This is a genomic window from Neolewinella marina (assembly GCF_002631205.1).
Taxonomy (GTDB): domain Bacteria; phylum Bacteroidota; class Bacteroidia; order Chitinophagales; family Saprospiraceae; genus Neolewinella; species Neolewinella marina.
Genome location: NZ_PDLO01000001.1, coordinates 1,338,393 through 1,354,473 on the forward strand (window position 1 = coordinate 1,338,393; position 16,081 = coordinate 1,354,473).

Genomic DNA, 16,081 nt, shown 5'->3' on the forward strand with positions numbered 1-16,081 from the left:
GGGCGACAGCGCAGCTGGGGCCTGCATCGATTCGAAGGTAAAGATTTCATCCTACCCAGAAAGGGGCGGCGCGGCGACATGGACCGAAACCGACCATTGAAAGCTTTCGGGCCATTGACGCCAGGACGAACCCGGGCACCCCTAGCACCGACTGGCACCGGATTCACCCCGCCCCGGTTGCCGCTGGCTCAATATTGCGCTGGCTTTTAATAATTAATCTGTTATTGCGAGCCTTTTATTCAGGCCCACTTCAATGATGCGACGAAGAGTGGAAAGTTCTATATCCGACCTGTTGTTTTCTATTCTACTGATGTAACCTTTTGAAGTTCCTACTCGGCTAGCTAATTCTTCCTGTGTCATACCGGCACTTTTTCGGGCTGCTTTCAACTGCTCACCTATCCTATTTTTCTTTTCTCTCTCTATATCTTCTACACTTGATTCATAAAGCATTATTGGGTCCAGATCAAAAGATACCGAATATGTCTGCCCATTGGATAATTTGAGCGTCTGCTGGATAGAGGGAAACGACAGTGTCCCACTATCCACTACCGCTTGGGTCAATTCTTCTTGGTTGCTGATAAGCTTTTGTAACCGCAAGTCATTCGTCAGCTCATAATCAGCGGCAAATTTTTTAAGATCTACAATTCTGTATTCGCCAGTATTGAACACACAGAAAATCTTCCCCTTCGTAATTTCTGTAATCTTTAACACACGCGGCAATGTCTTCATGACTTATCTCTTTTGCAGGGCCTCCCAAATTTCAATCAGGATAGGCTGATTTTCTTCCGCCCAACTGATGATTTATTTTTGCTTGTTCTTTGGCATGTTGCCCTCCATGACTTCTAAGGTTTTAATATTGATCAATATTTCGTATTCAGCTGAAACCGCATGAAAGTGTGGCGGAGCGTGATCATTGTGGAACAACTGAATTTTGATACCATAGAAGGTGAAAAAGGTTGGCATCTAAGTTGTCTGGCTAGACAACAAAGTTAGGGTCTTTTTAGTTGCTTTGCAAGTTTGTCATCCGGAGTGATGGGGGCTTGCTGGCGCCGAGCGTCAGATGCCCACGCAGCTCCGGGATTTGGAATGATGTTGAGGCGTAGCCTCAAAAAATATTTCAAATGCTGGAGTTGCCGAAGGCAAGGTGTTGGATGAAGGGCAATTTTTAAATGTCCTTCGTCCGGCACCCTGTGGGCAGCTCACGTTGGAGTGGAAGGCGGAACGAAGTGTAGCCTTTCACTCCAATGGTTTGCATATGGCTTGTGGCGGTTTCGAAGCACTTTCCTGTCCCCAGAGACCAAAGCTTGCTACGGAGCGAAAACCTTGCTGGCAGCCGTTCGCCCGCCATAAGCTAAATGCTGTGTTGTGTGAAGTTTTTTATTTTTTTATCTTACTTATATCCAATCGGTCAATAGCCCAATAAATATATTCGCCAATTACTTTAGGGTCATTTGTCCAGTTTCCAAGTTCCAATTGAATGTCTCCAAAGTCAGCAACGAGGGGTTCAATCGATTTTATTTTTCCATATCCATAGTAACTCCATTCCGAGTTCTGCGTCTTTGTAATTCTTAGTTCGCTCTCCTTATTCTCGGTAAATATCACATCCCATTCAAGCGGAGATTCGAGATGGTCGAGTTCAACTTCAGCATTTTGTCCTGGTTTGTATTCTTCTCCGTAGAAAAATGCTTTGTAGTCATTCCCGTTAATTTCAAACTGAACAGTCCCTTCGTACTCGTCTATCAGGTCAATCGATAATATTTGAACTCGATGTTTCATTTTTTAATTGCACGCAACGATTACGCCGGCGCCCTGCGTCCCGTAGGGCGCATGAACGCTGATGTGGTGTTCGCCGATGGCTTTTTTATCTTTCAAGCTCTCAGAGATATCGGATTGGTGACTTTGGTGCTCTCCTCCTGCATTTTTTCCTTATCGGTCCTTATCTGGTATTCTAGTTCTTTGGCGAAAAGTTTCCACCAGTAAAATGCTGGAATAGCTCCGGAACTGTGTTCCTGTAGGCGATACATAAGTTCCGGATTAGGATTTTCCTTTCCATTTATGATTCGACTGAGCCTTGCTTTATGGATGCTCAGATTGCTTGAGACTTCAGTCTGAGTCCTGCCCACTATTTTAATATACTTTTTGAGCTGGTTGCCGAATTTGTATTCATCTTGGTAACTGTCGGCTGTAAAATAGTCCTCCAACTGAATTTTAAAGGCAAATAGCTTCGACCGGAGTTTTTGATCTCCGGTTGTGCCCTGTAGCGATTTCATCCTCTTTTCTAAAAACTCTTTGTGGACCTTAGCTTGCGCCTCAGCAGGTAGTTCTTCACTTGCGACAAATGACTCTGCCACCTCTTCTTCGGTGTAGCGCTGGAGAAGGTCCGTATAAAGTTGCTTTTTATCCTTTTTCATCCTCTAGATATTTTTGGATTAGTGAGATGGCACCATCCTGTTCAATTCCCAGTAAACGTCCGTACTGACGAAAGCCGTAAGCGGCCTGGTAGTACTGAATCAGTTTCGTTTTCGGCTGAAGGGAAACGAATCCGAGATAACCTCTTGCGAACGCCAGTCGGCAGGCAAAAGCAATTAAGCAGCCGGCAACGTTGTCAATGGTTTTCTTCTTGCCTCGCTGCGTATCCGCCACCTCAATCAAGTTGAGGTGAATGCGGAATTCTTCCGGTACATCAGTCAACGACATGACGCCAAGTACGGTCGCTGCTTCGTCCACCAGAGAGATTTTGTAGACCTCATTTGCCTTTTCTACCGTCCAGTCGAATTGAAAGTCAGGAGAAGAACTGAGCCAATGGTAATCGTCCTCGCGTAGTTTTTCAATGGTGTATGCAAGGGACTTACCTGACTGGCGGTTCTTAAGGGGCATCTTGGTTGCTTACCTCCGAAAGATACGGAATGTTGATGACTTTGATCAACTTTGGGCGGGCTTTTTTGAAGTCATGCGGGCATTGCTGTCGGCGAACGTGAGCTGCCCACGCAGCTCCGGGATTTGGAGTGATGGTGAGGCGTAGCCTCAAAAAATATTTCAAATGCTGGAGTTGCCGAAGGCAAGGTGTTGGATGAAGGGCATTTTTGAAATGTCCTTCGTCCGGCACCCTGTAGCCTTTCACTCCAACGAGTGCGCCACCGCAGGCCGGCTACAACCAACCAACTTACGGATCAAGAACTTTGATTCCTAGCCGATAAAGCATCCTCGACACTCAAGACCATCATCGCCGGCTTGACGATGGCGCGGTGTTGGCGGAAGTGCTTTTTTATTCGGAGTGATGCGGGCTGTTTTACGCGGCAGCTTTTAGGAGGAGTGCGGGCTGTTTCTACGAGGCAGTTTTGTTAGAGGCATGCGGGCTGTTTCTGCGCGGTAGCTTTAATTTTATCTATGCTTTATAATCGACCACCCTACTCATTTTTCTCCAAGTGATAGGATTTCACCAGATCATTTCGATCAAACTTTATTGTGAAGTACTTGATATACTCTGGGTCTATATTCCAACCGTGCTTTTCCCTTATCAAATATTGCATTGTACTATCATTTGAAGCCTGCAATTCAGGGGTGCCTAGCATTTGGTAAACCTCTCCTTTTGTCAAACCTAAAAGAGTGTCGCTGTTTACCAAGTCTTGTACCATCTTCTCTCTTGAATCGCTTAATTGCCAATCAACGCCTTTAGACTTCCATTTTTCTTCATTAAATGGTTCGTTACAACCAAGAAGACCAATCGTAACTGCTAGAAGAATAAGAAGTGCAGGACTCAGTCTGGTTGATCTTACCATAAATTATAGGCTGGTTTCAGGTTGGACGGTGGTGGCATTTCCCCCAACGTCAGCTGCCCACGCAGCTCCGGGATTTGGAATGATGTTGAGGCGTAGCCTCAAAAATATTTCAAATGCTGGAGTTGCCGAAGGCAAGGTGTTGGATGAAGGGCGTTTTTTAAATGTCCTTCGTCCGGCACCCTGTTGGCAGCTCACGTTGGAGTGGAAGGCGGAACGAAGTGTAGCCTTTCACTCCAACGAGTGCCTACCCGACGGCCGCCTACACCATCCAACACTACGGCTTACGACGAACACTCCGCTTGATTCTTAACCGACCAGAGAACCGCAAAGCTTAACCGGTGGCTATACGGGTAGGCGGTGTTCGGTCCAGTACTATTATTCCCTTGCTTTACGCGGCCTCGTTATTAATTATCTTCATTCTATGAGGTTGCAAAAATTGATTCAGTCGATCGGTGTATTCCTTGCGCTTCGCGACGTATTGCTCACGCTGAAAACCAGTCGAACCGTACTGATCATGTTTTGCCAACACATCATCTAGTTTGATGATTTCCTCTATGAGCTCACTGATCTGAACAGCACGGTCTTCAACGCCCTCAAAATAGCTTTCGTAATTATTCATAGCTGTATCCATTAAAGGTGATTTCAACGAAGCCTCTAGCGTGTTTGCGCCCTCTGCGATCTCTGCGAGTCGTAGAGAACTGGTGTATCCAATATACGAAGTCCGACCGGTAAAGGGGATAGTCGGGTGCATCGTAGGCTCGGACCCCTACTACGTAGGCGTCCACTCCCCTTGACTTCCAGTTGCCTTTTTCGGTCTCTGAAGCCAAAATCTCATCATGCTTGATCAGATCCTCTTGTGCGCATAGCGTCACTAGATCAATATCCTGTGGACTGCGCTTGGCGGTCGTGAAGCTTCCACCTATCCACTGCACAAAGCTACCCGTGATCTTCTGGGTGAACCACCCGGAATAATCTTGATAGGCCTGAAAGAGAGATCCACGTGTGCTACTTTCCGGAAAGTCCCTGACAAAGATTTGAGCGAACTGACTCTGCTCAAAGCTTATCTTCTCAGGTGGTATCAGCAGTCCCCTTTGATCAAAGTTCATGTGCGGAAGATAGGACGTTTGCCTGGACAAAGAGTACACGTCACGGTTTGAGGTAAGGCGGTCTTCGGATATGAAGGAGGATCTCAGCGATGGCATCTGAAATCTTGAAACACTTACAGCAGGGACTAACAATAGGTTACCCGGCAAGGTCTTTTTGACGATAGAGAGCATGGTCCGAAACCCGTAGCTCTGCAGAGGCTTTTGGTCCATAGCGAACATCGACAACAACACCGGTTACTGCTAGCACCTTGAAGCATCGATCTCATCTTCTAAAATTTTGATCTGACAAATCAGGACAAAGATTGTACGTTTTGGCCTTCAAGAATGAGCGTACATCATGCCGCGACGATGGTATGTCTTGCTGTAGTGCGGGTATTGTATTGGACCCAACGTGAGCTGCCCACGCAGCTCCGGGATTTGGAATGATGTTGAGGCGTAGCCTCAAAAAATATTTCAAATTGTGGAGTTGCCGAAGGCAAGGTGTTGGATGAAGGGCATTTTTTTAAATGTCCTTCGTCCGGCACCCTGTGGGCAGTTCACGTTGGAGTGGAAGGCGGAACGAAGTGTAGCCTTTCACTCCAACGGGGGCGCCACCGCAGGCCGGCTTCACCACCACTAGTATTTGGATCTGCATAAGCAGTAAATAAGCTTCTAATGGCTTCATCGACACCCAAAAGCCTCATCGCCGGCTTGACGATGGCGCAGTGTTGGGCGATCCTATTCACTGGCATCTATAAGTTGTAACATTTCTTTTCTAAGCTCATCGCTCTTGCTTTGATACATTCCAAGGTTAAAGACTTCAAATAGATTCAAGGAAGTAATGCCGAACTTCAATCCACCCACATCTACAATCCAGTTGAAATTTAATGGATGCTCGCTATCATTAGTACAATACAAGGATATTGTTTCACCGGTCGTGTACTCTAAGGTTATCTTTCTGACATTATGATTAGTACTATAGCTGTTTAAAGCCGTGGTTTCTAACAGACTTAGGTAGTTCGTGATTTTTTCCAATTCTAGTGTAGAATAATCATACTGCTTACTGGTGGGTAGGACGAGGTGGTTATCGCTTGTAATTACCCAGTCGAGTTCTTCACCCATTGCCCGGAACGTTTCTAAAGTCATCAAGGAACTCCTCTTCTCATTTACACCGTAAACGTCTTTGTTGACATTACTTTCACTTCGTATGAGCTTTAATTCATTATTATCAAGTTTGTAAACCCGCCTATTTTCATCACCGTGAAAGCATCCGTATGCGTATTCATGAAATCGAATCTTATCAAGTCCTGACACGTCTGGAATTTGAACAAATTCCGCCAAGTCAAGCTCCCTATCATCAATATCAGAATGTGCAGTAATAATTTTGTGACTTGTAAATTGTTTCCCAATTACTACCGCACTATCTGTGCTAAGTGTGTATACGTCGTTTAGTAATTCTCCACTGTTTGTGTGCATCCGGCGAAATTTGTGCTTCGAACTTGGCCTATGGTACACCGAAAAGTTCCCATTCACCCAAAGTCGATTAGACAAGTCAATATACTGTTGAAAGAATATATCCTCTATCGAGACATCCGTTGTCAAGTGAACATTGTTAACAACTCTATTTGGAGAAACCATTTTTGTCTGACTTGGAGATACTAAATATAACTTTCCATTCCTGTATTTACCAGCAACGGCGCGATAGAATACATCTACGTTATTGTTTACGATCTCTACAGAATCTATACTATTTACAAAAGAAACTTTCCCATTTAAGTAAAGAACAGCTAATTTGTTTTCATCGCGAAAAATATTAGCTATGCCGTTTAGTGGGACCCAATTGATTTGTTGATATTCGGTATAATAGAACTTTTCATTTTGTGCTACAATTATGTGTTTATCTGTAGCTACCACCTTTTGAATACTAGGACGCTGACCATCCTCAGCTTCATATAATCCATTATCTTTTGGAGTAGGCACTATTTGCCAGTTGTCTCCATCATCTAAACTTAAGTAGAGTCTATTCCAGCCTGTACCAGCTAAAAGCACTCCAGCTTGTGTATAATCCAGGGAAATAATTCGTTGATTGGTCTTGTTTTCTGGACGGTCCCGAATTGTCCAATTCTTGCCATAATCATCTGAATGGTACAGAACCTGATCTGAAGAGGCTAACCACGCACGCCCGTCCTTGTTAATTGCTGCCGCATCAATCCATTTTCCAAACTCAATAGGTAACTTTTCCCAACTAGCACCACCGTCTGTGGTTCGGTACAGATAATCGTTGTATTCTTTATCATGCAGATATCCCGAAATTAAACCGACATCTTTATTAAAGAACTGAGCCCTATCGAAGTGCTCTCCGTCATATTCATCAGCTTGTAAGATTCCATATTCCCAGTCTTTACCTCCGTTATGGCTTACATAGGTATTTCCTACAGCTGTTGCGATATAAAGCAAGGAATCATCAATAACCGAGAAATCATCGAAATTTCCTACGATAGACATTTCAGATTTATAATCAATCTGGCCAGCTAGGATGCAAGGGCATAGTATCCAAAAAAGAATCTTGGCGTATCTCATTATCAACTTTACACTTTACTGAAACTTACAATAGAACCCCGCTTTCGATGCAGATATTTTTGACAATGACATGCTTTAGCGGAACCATCCCATCTTTCGGTCCGCCTTTAATGGCGGGCTGTCGCCCAACGGGGGCGCCCACGCAGCCGGGGCATTATTGATTCGAAGGTACTAACTTTGACCCCACCCACGAGGGGGCGGCGCGGCGGCATGGACCGAAACCGACCACCGGGAGCTTTCGGGCCATTGACGACGGGGCGACACCAGACACTAATAGACATCACCAGTTCCAAATCACCCAGCCCCGGTTGACGCTGGGCGCAGTGTTGGGCGATCTATCTTGTAAATGTAATTGTCTTAGACTTTCCGGTAGATATGTTGTGAATAATTATCTGATTCTCATAACCTTCCCCATTCTTCAATCGATCATAGTTCCACGAAGATTGGCGGATATAAACATAACCGTTTGCAGTAATAAGTCCGTCGATGGATAGTCCATTATCTTCTTTTGGGAATTCATATGAATCTACCGTCTGGATATCTGCGTTGGATATTATGCTCAGATCTATCTTATCCGGCCATCTGGATCTTAATAAAACATAAAGATTATCTTGGATAATTTGACCATCAACTATTTCAACGCCAGTCGTATCGAAGATGAGTTCATTCAATCCACCCGTATTGATGGCTTGCATTGTGCTATCAACGAAAGTCCAGGAATCTAAATTAAACTCGAAGTTATGGCAAATTTCCGTATTTGGAAGGTCACCTACCGAGCGTATTTTATATATTGAACTGGATCCCATACCATGCATCATGTAATTTAATATAATATTATACTCTGGGCCGGATAATATCTTTAATAAACACGTGCTTTCAATTGAGTTGACTTGAGTTGTATCAAACTTATTGATAAAGCTTACCGTACCACCCCATTCTCCATTGCAACAATCTATAACTTCGTAATTTTCGAAGGTTTCTCCAATTTTTCCGATAGATTTGATAGAATCCATGTCAAATGGCTCGGGAACAATTGACAACTTCGGATCAGTTCGTTGTTCAATTACTTTAAATAGTTGTGTACGCGATTTCACATAAACGTCCTTAGATACAATGAAACCTGCATTCGGCAAGCTATCTACTAAGGTTGCAGAATCATCTCCATCATCCACATAATATAAATAGCTTCTGTCTACGATGAAGAATATTCTACTATTTCCTGGTGCTATATCTGTTATTTGTGTAAATTCTTTATTCAAATCTATGCTAGTATTTTCATTGCCTTCACCATTATAGCATCCACTCAAAGGAGTTACAAAACAAGCCATACATGCTAACAAAATCCATACACTCACCCACCTAATTGAAATAATCATATACTTTTAAAGTTACTCTTAATGGCTATTAAAATAATAATTATCGATAAATGATTCGATTGACTTTGTTGAGTACATAGTCTTTCGGCCTGCCTTTAATGGCAGGCTGTCGCCCAACGGGGGCGCCACCGCAGGCCGGCTCCACCAATTAGCATCTTGGACTTCGACCAGTTTAAAATCAGTTTTGTAAAGCTTACTGGACACTCGAAAGGCTCACCGCCGGCTTGACGATGGCGCAATGTTGGGCGATTCTTCAAAACCACTTGCTTTTATAGTTGATTAAGGTTTTGAAATCTCTTGAGTATGCTATAAGACTACATATTGAATTTTAGCTTACCAGTATTTGTAAGTACGTTTAGTTAGTTCTTCCATCACTCTTCCGTCATGATATTTAGAAGTGGTGACTATTTCAACAACGTGATCAATGTTGTCTTGAACCTCGCGATAGACCCAAGTACCATATTTCTTCCCTTCTATATACTTACCTGTCTCTATAAGTATTCCGGTGCGTGAATAGAGACTATAAGACCCATTTAGCGTTCCGTCTTGTATTGTATACTCTAGTAAGGGAGCTTTGTATGATGTATCTATGGTTCCCCCGTCATAGTACTTTGTTGGCTGCTTGAACTCGTAATATCCATCTACGCCAGTTGAAACCGAAGTCAAATATTTATTCCACTGCTGAAACTTTTTAGGATCGCTGTGTTCTGATACGGTTTTAGTGCAATCTTCTCTATAAGTAAAATAACGATCATCGTCGCGGTAAGCGCTTACTATTGATTTACTCCCTATCTGATCTTCGAAGCCGCACGATGCACTACTAGCTGGTGTGAATATCAATAATGATCCGTTGTGTTCCATTGAGTAGTTGGTAATTGAGTCGTATTTGTACGCTACAAGATAGTCACCATTAATTATTGTATCCTTCGCCCCAACTAGTATGCCCTTGAACAGGATTTTATTTGACGAGCTATTATATTCATTGATAGCTGGTAGATCAAATACTGAAGTACTACAGTCACAGCCGTATAACAATCCTTGGCAATTCAAGATGAAAATCGTAATACACAATGCAATCTTAGCCTTCATGATTTAGTGTAGTTACTTATGTATTATTTGACTTATTGATGTGCATTTCCAATGATACAGTTTGAGTTTCGAACGGTAGACTCAAGTATAACACAAGGCATCTCGATATTTAACTTTTTTCCCGCTGATGTTAAACGGATCAGATGAATCGGATTGTCTCTAATCTGCGCGTTTTGTCGTGGCCCTTTAATGGGCCATGTCGCCCAACATTAATACACCCGCATTGCATGTACGCCCGCAATGGCGGTGAAATTATTGACGGGTGTGCGCCACCCGCCCGCCAATAATACGTAATGTCCCGGGGTGGCGGGGGGCGGAATTGACGGGTGTGCGCGGGTTGACGGGTGTGCGCGCCCGGAAACCCCGCCGCGCCACCCCCCGCAGTGCCTCCAGTACAACGTTCTGGCCGTCTCTAGCCTATACCCCACCCCGCCTTTAAGGGTTTTCCTCCTCCCCACCTCCGTCGGTTAACCGGTCGAGCGGACTGATGATGCGCTGCCGCTCCTTACTGGAGATGTGGGTGTAGATTTCGGTGGTCCGACTGCTGTTGTGGCCCAGTAGTTCCTGGATGTGGCGCAGACTCGTCCCCTGCTCCAGCAGGTGGGTGGCGTAGCTGTGGCGCAGGGTGTGTACCGTGGCGTGGGGGTTTATCCCGCTCCGCTTCACCGCCCGTTTCAGGATGGCCTGTACGCTGCGGGGCGAATACTGCCCCCCGTGCTGCCCCTCGAACAGCCAGTAGTCCGGTTGGTAGGCCTGCACGTACTGGTTCAGCTCGGCGACCAGCGATTGCGGTAGCGTGGTATACCGGTCCTTGTTGCCCTTGCCACCGCGGATGAAGATCTGCAAGCGGTCCACGTGGACATCCGCCAGCCGCAGGCGGCACACCTCCCCCAGCCGCAGTCCGCCCCCGTAGATCACCTTGAGTACGCAGCGGTGCTTCGGGTTCTCCACCGCCGCGAACAGCCGACCCACCTCCTGCATACTCAGCACCTGGGGCAGCTTATGCTCCTTGCGGGGGCGCAGCTCGATGAAGGTCTTCTCCCGCCCCTCGATGTGCTCCATCCAGAATTTCAGGGCGTTCAGCAGCTGGTGCTGACTACTGGAAGAATACCCGCCCGCGCCGGAGCGCCGCAGGATGTACTGCTTTACCGTCTCAGTGGTCACCTCGTCGGGCTCCAGCTCCCTACACGCCCGGAAGAATCCACGCAGGTGGGCCGTATACCCCTTTACCGTCCTCCACGAGTACCGCCGCACCCGCAGGGCTTCCTCCGTCCGCAACAAGCGATCCTCCCACCGCGCCGGCAACGTATCGCTATCCCCGTGCCGCTCCGGTTGCCGAGGCGTCTCCACCAGGGCGTAGGTCCACTCCAGCCGATCCCGCCCCAGCACGTCACTCAGCCCCTTCAGGGTAGCCGCTTCCGCGGGTGCCGACCAATACCGCTGTTCCCGGTGGTACGCCACCCCCTCAATTCGCCCACAAGCCTTCGGGAAGTCCTGTATGTATCCTTTCGGCCGGAACACGTAGCGCGTTCCCGTTCGCCCCACCACCTTCTGAATCAATAGCGTATTCCTCATCGTTTTGACCCGAAGAAATACGCCGCACCCCGAACCACCCGATTTTATCCGTATATACTCGAATATATGCGTTTACATACGGCTTCGCCCCCCATGCGTCGCCTTCCCCCGACGACCCGGATCCCATTATATTCTCTTTGGGTCAAACCCATGAATGAATATAAACCATATACCTGAACCAAGTGGGCCTTGCTCCCTTCCCCGGCACCCGCGCCCCGCCGCCCAAATAAGTTCAAGAACAGAAACCATGCCCCATTGCCCCCCAAACCCCTACCTTCCCCTACCCGAGCGAAGCAAGGGATAGGATGCCACCCAGCAACGCCCCCACCCGAGCCAAGCGATGGACAATTGCCACGCCCTTAGCCCCTTGACCCCTTGACCCCGTGCCTTTCCCGAGCGAAGCAAGGGAAAATGCCACACTTCATTCACTCCTTCACCCATTCACCCCTTCACCCCTTCACCCCTTCACCCCTTGACTCGCCCGAGCAAAGCGAGGGGCAAATGCCACACCCCATTCCCTCCTTCACCCATTCACTCCTTCACCCCTTGGCTCACCCGAGCAAAGCGAGGGGCAAATGCCACGCCCCATTCACTCCTTCACCCATTCACCCCTTCACCCCTTCACCCCTTGAACCCTTGACCTCCATAGCCCTCATCGGCCTGGGCGACATAGCCCAAAAAGCCTACCTCCCCCTCCTGGCCACCCGCTCCGACGTGGAACCGTGGTTGTGTACGCGGGATACGGCGGTGCTGGAGCGACTGTCGCGGCAATACCGGATCGCGAACACCTTCGCCAGCGTCCGGGAAGTGATCGCGCGGCGGCCCGACGCGGCCATGGTGCACAGTGCGACGGAGGGTCACGCCGACTTGGTAGAGGCCTTATTGGAGGCGGGGATCCCGGTGTTCGTCGACAAGCCTCTCACCTATTCCCAATCGGAATCGGATCGCCTCCTCCGCTTGGCGGCCCGGCGCAACGTTCCCCTGATGGTGGGCTTCAACCGGCGGTACGCGCCCCTGGTCAGCGCCTTGCGGGGGGAAAAGGATCCCCTGCAGGTGACCTGGCACAAGAACCGCGTGGACCTGCCGGGGGAAGTGAGGACCTTCGTCTTTGACGACTTCATCCACGTAGTCGACGGACTCCGCGTCCTCGCTCCCGGCCCCGTGGAAGACCTCACCGTACACGCCCAGCTGCGCGACGGACTCCTCACCAACCTGCAGGTCCGCTGGTGCAGCGGCGAAACCCTCCTCACCGGAGGCATGAACCGCGTGAGCGGCCGCACCACCGAAACGATCGACTACCACACCCCGGGCCAACAGTGGACCCTCCACGACCTCCACGCCGGCGTCCACTACCGCGCGGAGGAGCGCACCGACCTCTCCTTCAACCACTGGACGCCTACCCTGGAAAAGCGCGGCTTCGTTGCCATGATTGACGATTGGCTCCGGATCTCCCGCTCCCCCACCCACGATGCCGCCCTGGCGGCGGATATCCGGGCTACCCACGCCCTCTGCGAGTCTATTGTGCGGCGGATTGAATCCCGGTGGTAGGCTTTGCTGCGCGTAACTTTTACCGCGGATGGCCGCGGATTGGTTTCGCGGATTTACGCTGATTAGGCGCATTTGGCTCTTCCACTCGCCGAGTGGAGGCCACCAATCGGGAAGGAGGACACTACGTAAATGAATCTGCGACTAATCCGCGTATTCTGCAGTAACCAAAAGCGGAAGTTCTACCGCAGATGGCCACGGATTAGTTTTCGCAGATGAACACAGATTTGGCCCACGCGGCGCGTGGGCGATCCGGGGCGGGCCGGCACTTCCACTCGCCGAGTGGAAGTGACCAATCGGGAAGGAGGACACTACACAAATTAATCTGCGACTAATCCGCGTATTCTGCGGTAACCAAAAGCGGAAGCTCTACCGCGGATGGCCGCGGATTGGTTTCGCGGATTTCCGCTGATCACGCTCACTGGACATCAAATAGTAATGGGTTCGCCCTTACAGCCGGCCGGATGACGGGGTTCGGCAGCCGATAAAGCCGGATGTTAACTTCACCCGGGGGCCCCTCCCCCCGGCTTCGTGGGGATTTTTTGTTTCTTTTTCATCAAGGAAAAAGAAAAAGAGAAGCAGATGAAAGCCCACGCGCCGCGTGGGCAGTCCGGGGGCACGGGGCGGACCTTCCACTCGCCGAGTGGAAGCCACCAATCGTGAAAAAGGACACTACGTAAATCAATCTGCGACTAATCCGGGTAATCTGCGGTAACCAAAAGCGGAAGTTCTACTGCGGATGGCCGCGGATTGGTTTCGCGGATTTACGCTGATCACGCTCACTGGACATCAAATAGTACTGGGTTCGCCCTTACAGCCGGCCGGATGACGGGCCCCGGCAGGGCGTTAAAAAATACACACTGTATGAGCCGGGAGAATGCTATTGGGAGAGGAGAAACATAATATGGACCGCGTACACTATAGGTCGAGGCAAGGATCATGCGAGTTTGTGGATTTAAGCCCTGCCGGGGTTCGGCAGCCGATAAAGCCGGATGTGTACTTCACCCGGGGGCCCCTCCCCCCGGCTTCGTGGGGATTTGTTGTTTCTTTTTCATCAAGGAAAAAGAAAAAGAGAAGCAGATGAAAGCCCACGCGGCGCGTGGGCGGTCCGGGGCGGGCCGGCACTTCCACTCGCCGAGTGGAAGCCACCAATGGAGAACGCGGACAATACGTGATTCAATCTGCCACCCAATCCGCATAATCTGCGGTAACCAAAACCGGAAGTTCTACCGCAGATGGCCACGGATTGGTTTTCACAGATTGACAAAGATCAGGCCCACGCGGCGCGTGGGCAGTCCGGGGCGGGCCGGCACTTCCACTCGCCGAGTATACAAGCCACCAATCGGGAAAAAGGACACTACGTAAATGAATCTGCGACTAATCCGCGTAATCTGCGGTAACCAACCCGCAAGCTTCCGAAGGAAGCGAAGCCAAAAAAAACGGGTGCCGACTGAAAACCAGCCGGCACCCGTCCGCAGTAGCATCAGAAAATCCTACTCGAAGCCAATCTCCTCCAGCGCGGCGTGACTGATCTCGATGGCCTCCAGGGGCGTCTCGTCGAAGGTCATGTCCTGCTCCACGAGGTAGAATTCCATGCCGGACTTCTCCTTTTCGGCCAGGATGCGGGCGAAGTCGATCGAGCCGGTGCCCACGGGGGCGAAGCGGCCTTGGGCGTCGATGTCCTTCACGTGCCAGGCCTTGAAGCGGCCGGGGTAGCGGTTGAAGTAGTCGACGGGGTCGGCACCGGCTTTGGTTACCCAGTAGAGGTCCATCTGGAAGTTCAGGTGGTCGGGGTTGCTGTTCTCGATGAAGTAATCGATGGGTACGATGCCTTCGTCGTTGGCGACGAACTCGAAGTCGTGGTTGTGGTAGAGGGTCTGCATCCCCTGGGCCGCGGCCTTGGCGGCGATCTCGTTGATGATGTCCGAGGCTTCGGCCACCGTGCCGTTCATGCCGAGGGTTCGGGTGGCGGGATCAAACTGGAAGCGTCCTTCCGGGGGTACGGGGATGACGAAGTACTGGAAGCCGGCCTCCTTGGCGGCGGCGATCATCTCGTCGGCGTTGTCGCGGGTCACGTCGCCGTGGTGGCTGCTCACGGGTTTCAGGCCCACCTCGGCGAGGTAGTTCTTGAACTCAGTGGGCGACATGCCGTAGAACTTGCCGTCGCTGTAGCCGGCGGCCTCGATGTAGGCGTAGCCCAGGTCGGCTACCTCCCGCAGGACCGTCCGGGGATCCTTGGCCAGGGTGTCGCGGAGGGTATAGAGGGCCAGTCCGCCGAATTGATTGGCGGATTCAGGTACCGCCGTGGCACCGGCCGTGTCGGTCTCTTCCCGGGTGCCGCCGCAGGCGACGAGCCCAAAAAGGAGGACAAACCCCAGCAAAAAGGAGATGGAACGAATCATAAGGGGTAAATTTTGGACAAGGATAAGGTTAATTAAGGAATAGAATGGACACCCACCGGGCCGTCGGGCCTGTGGCCCGGCTGAAAGACAACCGACGGGCGGAAGGCATACACTTTTTGGAGCACTCGGCGTAAAGCGGTTATCACTTTCCACCTTGCGAAGGGCCTTGTTAGCGGTTTGCGAGCTAGTTGCTTGGTGCGCTAGTCCGGCAGGTACTTGCCGGGTCGCCCCCCGGGCCGTCGGGCCTGTGGCCCGGCCGAACAATGACCGACGGGCAGAAGGCATACGCTTTTCGGAGCAGTCGGCGTAGAGCGGCGTAGTAACGGCCTAGCGAGCGGGGTAAAAGTTAGTTGCCTGATACGCTGGTCCAGCAATTTTACACCGGGCCACAGGCCCGGAAGCCCGGCTACTCCTTAACCCGGGCCGTCGGGCCTGTGGCCCGGCTGAAAAATGACCGACGGGAGGAAAGCAAATGATTCTCAGAACGGCCGGCGTAGAGCGGCGTCGTAACGGCCTAGCGAGCGGGGCAAAAGTTAGTCGCCTGATACGCTGGTCCAGCAGGTTCACGCCGGGCCACAGGCCCGGAAGCCCGGCTACTCCTTAACCCGGGCCGTCGGGCCTGTGGCCCGGCCGAAAAACCACCGACGGGA

At 50.0% G+C, this 16,081-nt stretch carries 14 protein-coding genes; 1 reads left to right on the plus strand and 13 read right to left on the minus strand.

Translation table 11 applies throughout. The annotated features are described in order from the left end of the window. Positions 1–213 precede the first annotated feature (213 nt). From CGL56_RS18335 to CGL56_RS05535, 12 genes are all read right to left on the minus strand, one after another. Positions 214–729 carry a helix-turn-helix domain-containing protein gene (locus CGL56_RS18335; RefSeq protein ID WP_209280240.1) on the minus strand — a complete coding sequence of 172 codons (516 nt, stop codon included), beginning with the start codon at positions 727–729 and terminating at the stop codon, positions 214–216. Between the two features lie 72 nt (positions 730–801). Next, positions 802–963 carry a DUF4160 domain-containing protein gene (locus tag CGL56_RS05505; protein ID WP_099105464.1) on the minus strand — a complete coding sequence of 54 codons (162 nt, stop codon included), beginning with the start codon at positions 961–963 and terminating at the stop codon, positions 802–804. Between the two features lie 414 nt (positions 964–1,377). After that, positions 1,378–1,776, minus strand: coding sequence for a hypothetical protein (locus tag CGL56_RS18020; RefSeq protein WP_143470623.1), 399 nt, complete (start codon positions 1,774–1,776; stop codon positions 1,378–1,380). 92 nt (positions 1,777–1,868) lie between these two features. Beyond that, positions 1,869–2,411: a helix-turn-helix domain-containing protein gene (locus CGL56_RS05510; protein WP_099105465.1), complete on the minus strand. Its 543-nt coding sequence runs from the start codon at positions 2,409–2,411 to the stop codon at positions 1,869–1,871. Next, positions 2,398–2,877: a hypothetical protein gene (locus CGL56_RS05515; protein WP_099105466.1), complete on the minus strand. Its 480-nt coding sequence runs from the start codon at positions 2,875–2,877 to the stop codon at positions 2,398–2,400. Before CGL56_RS05515 ends, CGL56_RS05510 begins: the two co-directional genes overlap by 14 nt. Positions 2,878–3,407: 530 nt before the next feature. Next, on the minus strand, positions 3,408–3,779 hold the full coding sequence (bamE, locus tag CGL56_RS18025; protein ID WP_143470624.1) for an outer membrane protein assembly factor BamE domain-containing protein: 372 nt from the start codon (positions 3,777–3,779) through the stop codon (positions 3,408–3,410). 388 nt (positions 3,780–4,167) lie between these two features. Next, positions 4,168–4,410 carry a hypothetical protein gene (locus CGL56_RS05520; protein WP_136460426.1) on the minus strand — a complete coding sequence of 81 codons (243 nt, stop codon included), beginning with the start codon at positions 4,408–4,410 and terminating at the stop codon, positions 4,168–4,170. Continuing rightward, complete coding sequence (locus CGL56_RS05525) at positions 4,391–4,885, minus strand: DUF6932 family protein (RefSeq protein WP_099105468.1); 495 nt, start codon at positions 4,883–4,885, stop codon at positions 4,391–4,393. The genes CGL56_RS05520 and CGL56_RS05525 overlap by 20 nt, the downstream gene beginning before the upstream one ends. Before the next feature lie 717 nt (positions 4,886–5,602). Beyond that, the gene (locus CGL56_RS18030; protein WP_143470625.1) at positions 5,603–7,444 is read right to left on the minus strand and encodes a WD40/YVTN/BNR-like repeat-containing protein; all 1,842 of its coding nucleotides are present in this window, start codon (positions 7,442–7,444) and stop codon (positions 5,603–5,605) included. A gap of 335 nt (positions 7,445–7,779) precedes the next feature. Then, complete coding sequence (locus tag CGL56_RS18035; protein ID WP_143470626.1) at positions 7,780–8,820, minus strand: hypothetical protein; 1,041 nt, start codon at positions 8,818–8,820, stop codon at positions 7,780–7,782. A gap of 333 nt (positions 8,821–9,153) precedes the next feature. After that, positions 9,154–9,909, minus strand: coding sequence for a toxin-antitoxin system YwqK family antitoxin (locus CGL56_RS18040; protein ID WP_143470627.1), 756 nt, complete (start codon positions 9,907–9,909; stop codon positions 9,154–9,156). Between the two features lie 435 nt (positions 9,910–10,344). After that, on the minus strand, positions 10,345–11,484 hold the full coding sequence (locus CGL56_RS05535) for a tyrosine-type recombinase/integrase (RefSeq protein WP_099105470.1): 1,140 nt from the start codon (positions 11,482–11,484) through the stop codon (positions 10,345–10,347). A 636-nt stretch (positions 11,485–12,120) separates the two neighbouring features. Between CGL56_RS05535 and CGL56_RS05540 the strand changes: the two genes are divergently transcribed. Then, positions 12,121–13,032 carry a Gfo/Idh/MocA family protein gene (locus CGL56_RS05540; protein ID WP_167641463.1) on the plus strand — a complete coding sequence of 304 codons (912 nt, stop codon included), beginning with the start codon at positions 12,121–12,123 and terminating at the stop codon, positions 13,030–13,032. A gap of 1,490 nt (positions 13,033–14,522) precedes the next feature. On the opposite strand, the gene CGL56_RS05545 is transcribed toward CGL56_RS05540, so the two are convergent. Beyond that, a complete protein-coding gene (locus CGL56_RS05545; protein WP_099105472.1) occupies positions 14,523–15,431 on the minus strand; it encodes a sugar phosphate isomerase/epimerase family protein in 909 nt (302 codons plus the stop codon). Positions 15,432–16,081: the final 650 nt, after the last annotated feature.

What these genes read in the sequence shown, in the direction of transcription:
- CGL56_RS18335 (WP_209280240.1), bottom strand. Translation starts at nt 729, where the DNA reads ATGAAGACATTGCCGCGTGTGTTAAAGATTACAGAAATTACGAAGGGG.
- CGL56_RS05505 (WP_099105464.1), bottom strand. Translation starts at nt 963, where the DNA reads ATGCCAACCTTTTTCACCTTCTATGGTATCAAAATTCAGTTGTTCCAC.
- CGL56_RS18020 (WP_143470623.1), bottom strand. Translation starts at nt 1,776, where the DNA reads ATGAAACATCGAGTTCAAATATTATCGATTGACCTGATAGACGAGTAC.
- CGL56_RS05510 (WP_099105465.1), bottom strand. Translation starts at nt 2,411, where the DNA reads ATGAAAAAGGATAAAAAGCAACTTTATACGGACCTTCTCCAGCGCTAC.
- CGL56_RS05515 (WP_099105466.1), bottom strand. Translation starts at nt 2,877, where the DNA reads ATGCCCCTTAAGAACCGCCAGTCAGGTAAGTCCCTTGCATACACCATT.
- bamE (WP_143470624.1), bottom strand. Translation starts at nt 3,779, where the DNA reads ATGGTAAGATCAACCAGACTGAGTCCTGCACTTCTTATTCTTCTAGCA.
- CGL56_RS05520 (WP_136460426.1), bottom strand. Translation starts at nt 4,410, where the DNA reads ATGGATACAGCTATGAATAATTACGAAAGCTATTTTGAGGGCGTTGAA.
- CGL56_RS05525 (WP_099105468.1), bottom strand. Translation starts at nt 4,885, where the DNA reads ATGAACTTTGATCAAAGGGGACTGCTGATACCACCTGAGAAGATAAGC.
- CGL56_RS18030 (WP_143470625.1), bottom strand. Translation starts at nt 7,444, where the DNA reads ATGAGATACGCCAAGATTCTTTTTTGGATACTATGCCCTTGCATCCTA.
- CGL56_RS18035 (WP_143470626.1), bottom strand. Translation starts at nt 8,820, where the DNA reads ATGATTATTTCAATTAGGTGGGTGAGTGTATGGATTTTGTTAGCATGT.
- CGL56_RS18040 (WP_143470627.1), bottom strand. Translation starts at nt 9,909, where the DNA reads ATGAAGGCTAAGATTGCATTGTGTATTACGATTTTCATCTTGAATTGC.
- CGL56_RS05535 (WP_099105470.1), bottom strand. Translation starts at nt 11,484, where the DNA reads ATGAGGAATACGCTATTGATTCAGAAGGTGGTGGGGCGAACGGGAACG.
- CGL56_RS05545 (WP_099105472.1), bottom strand. Translation starts at nt 15,431, where the DNA reads ATGATTCGTTCCATCTCCTTTTTGCTGGGGTTTGTCCTCCTTTTTGGG.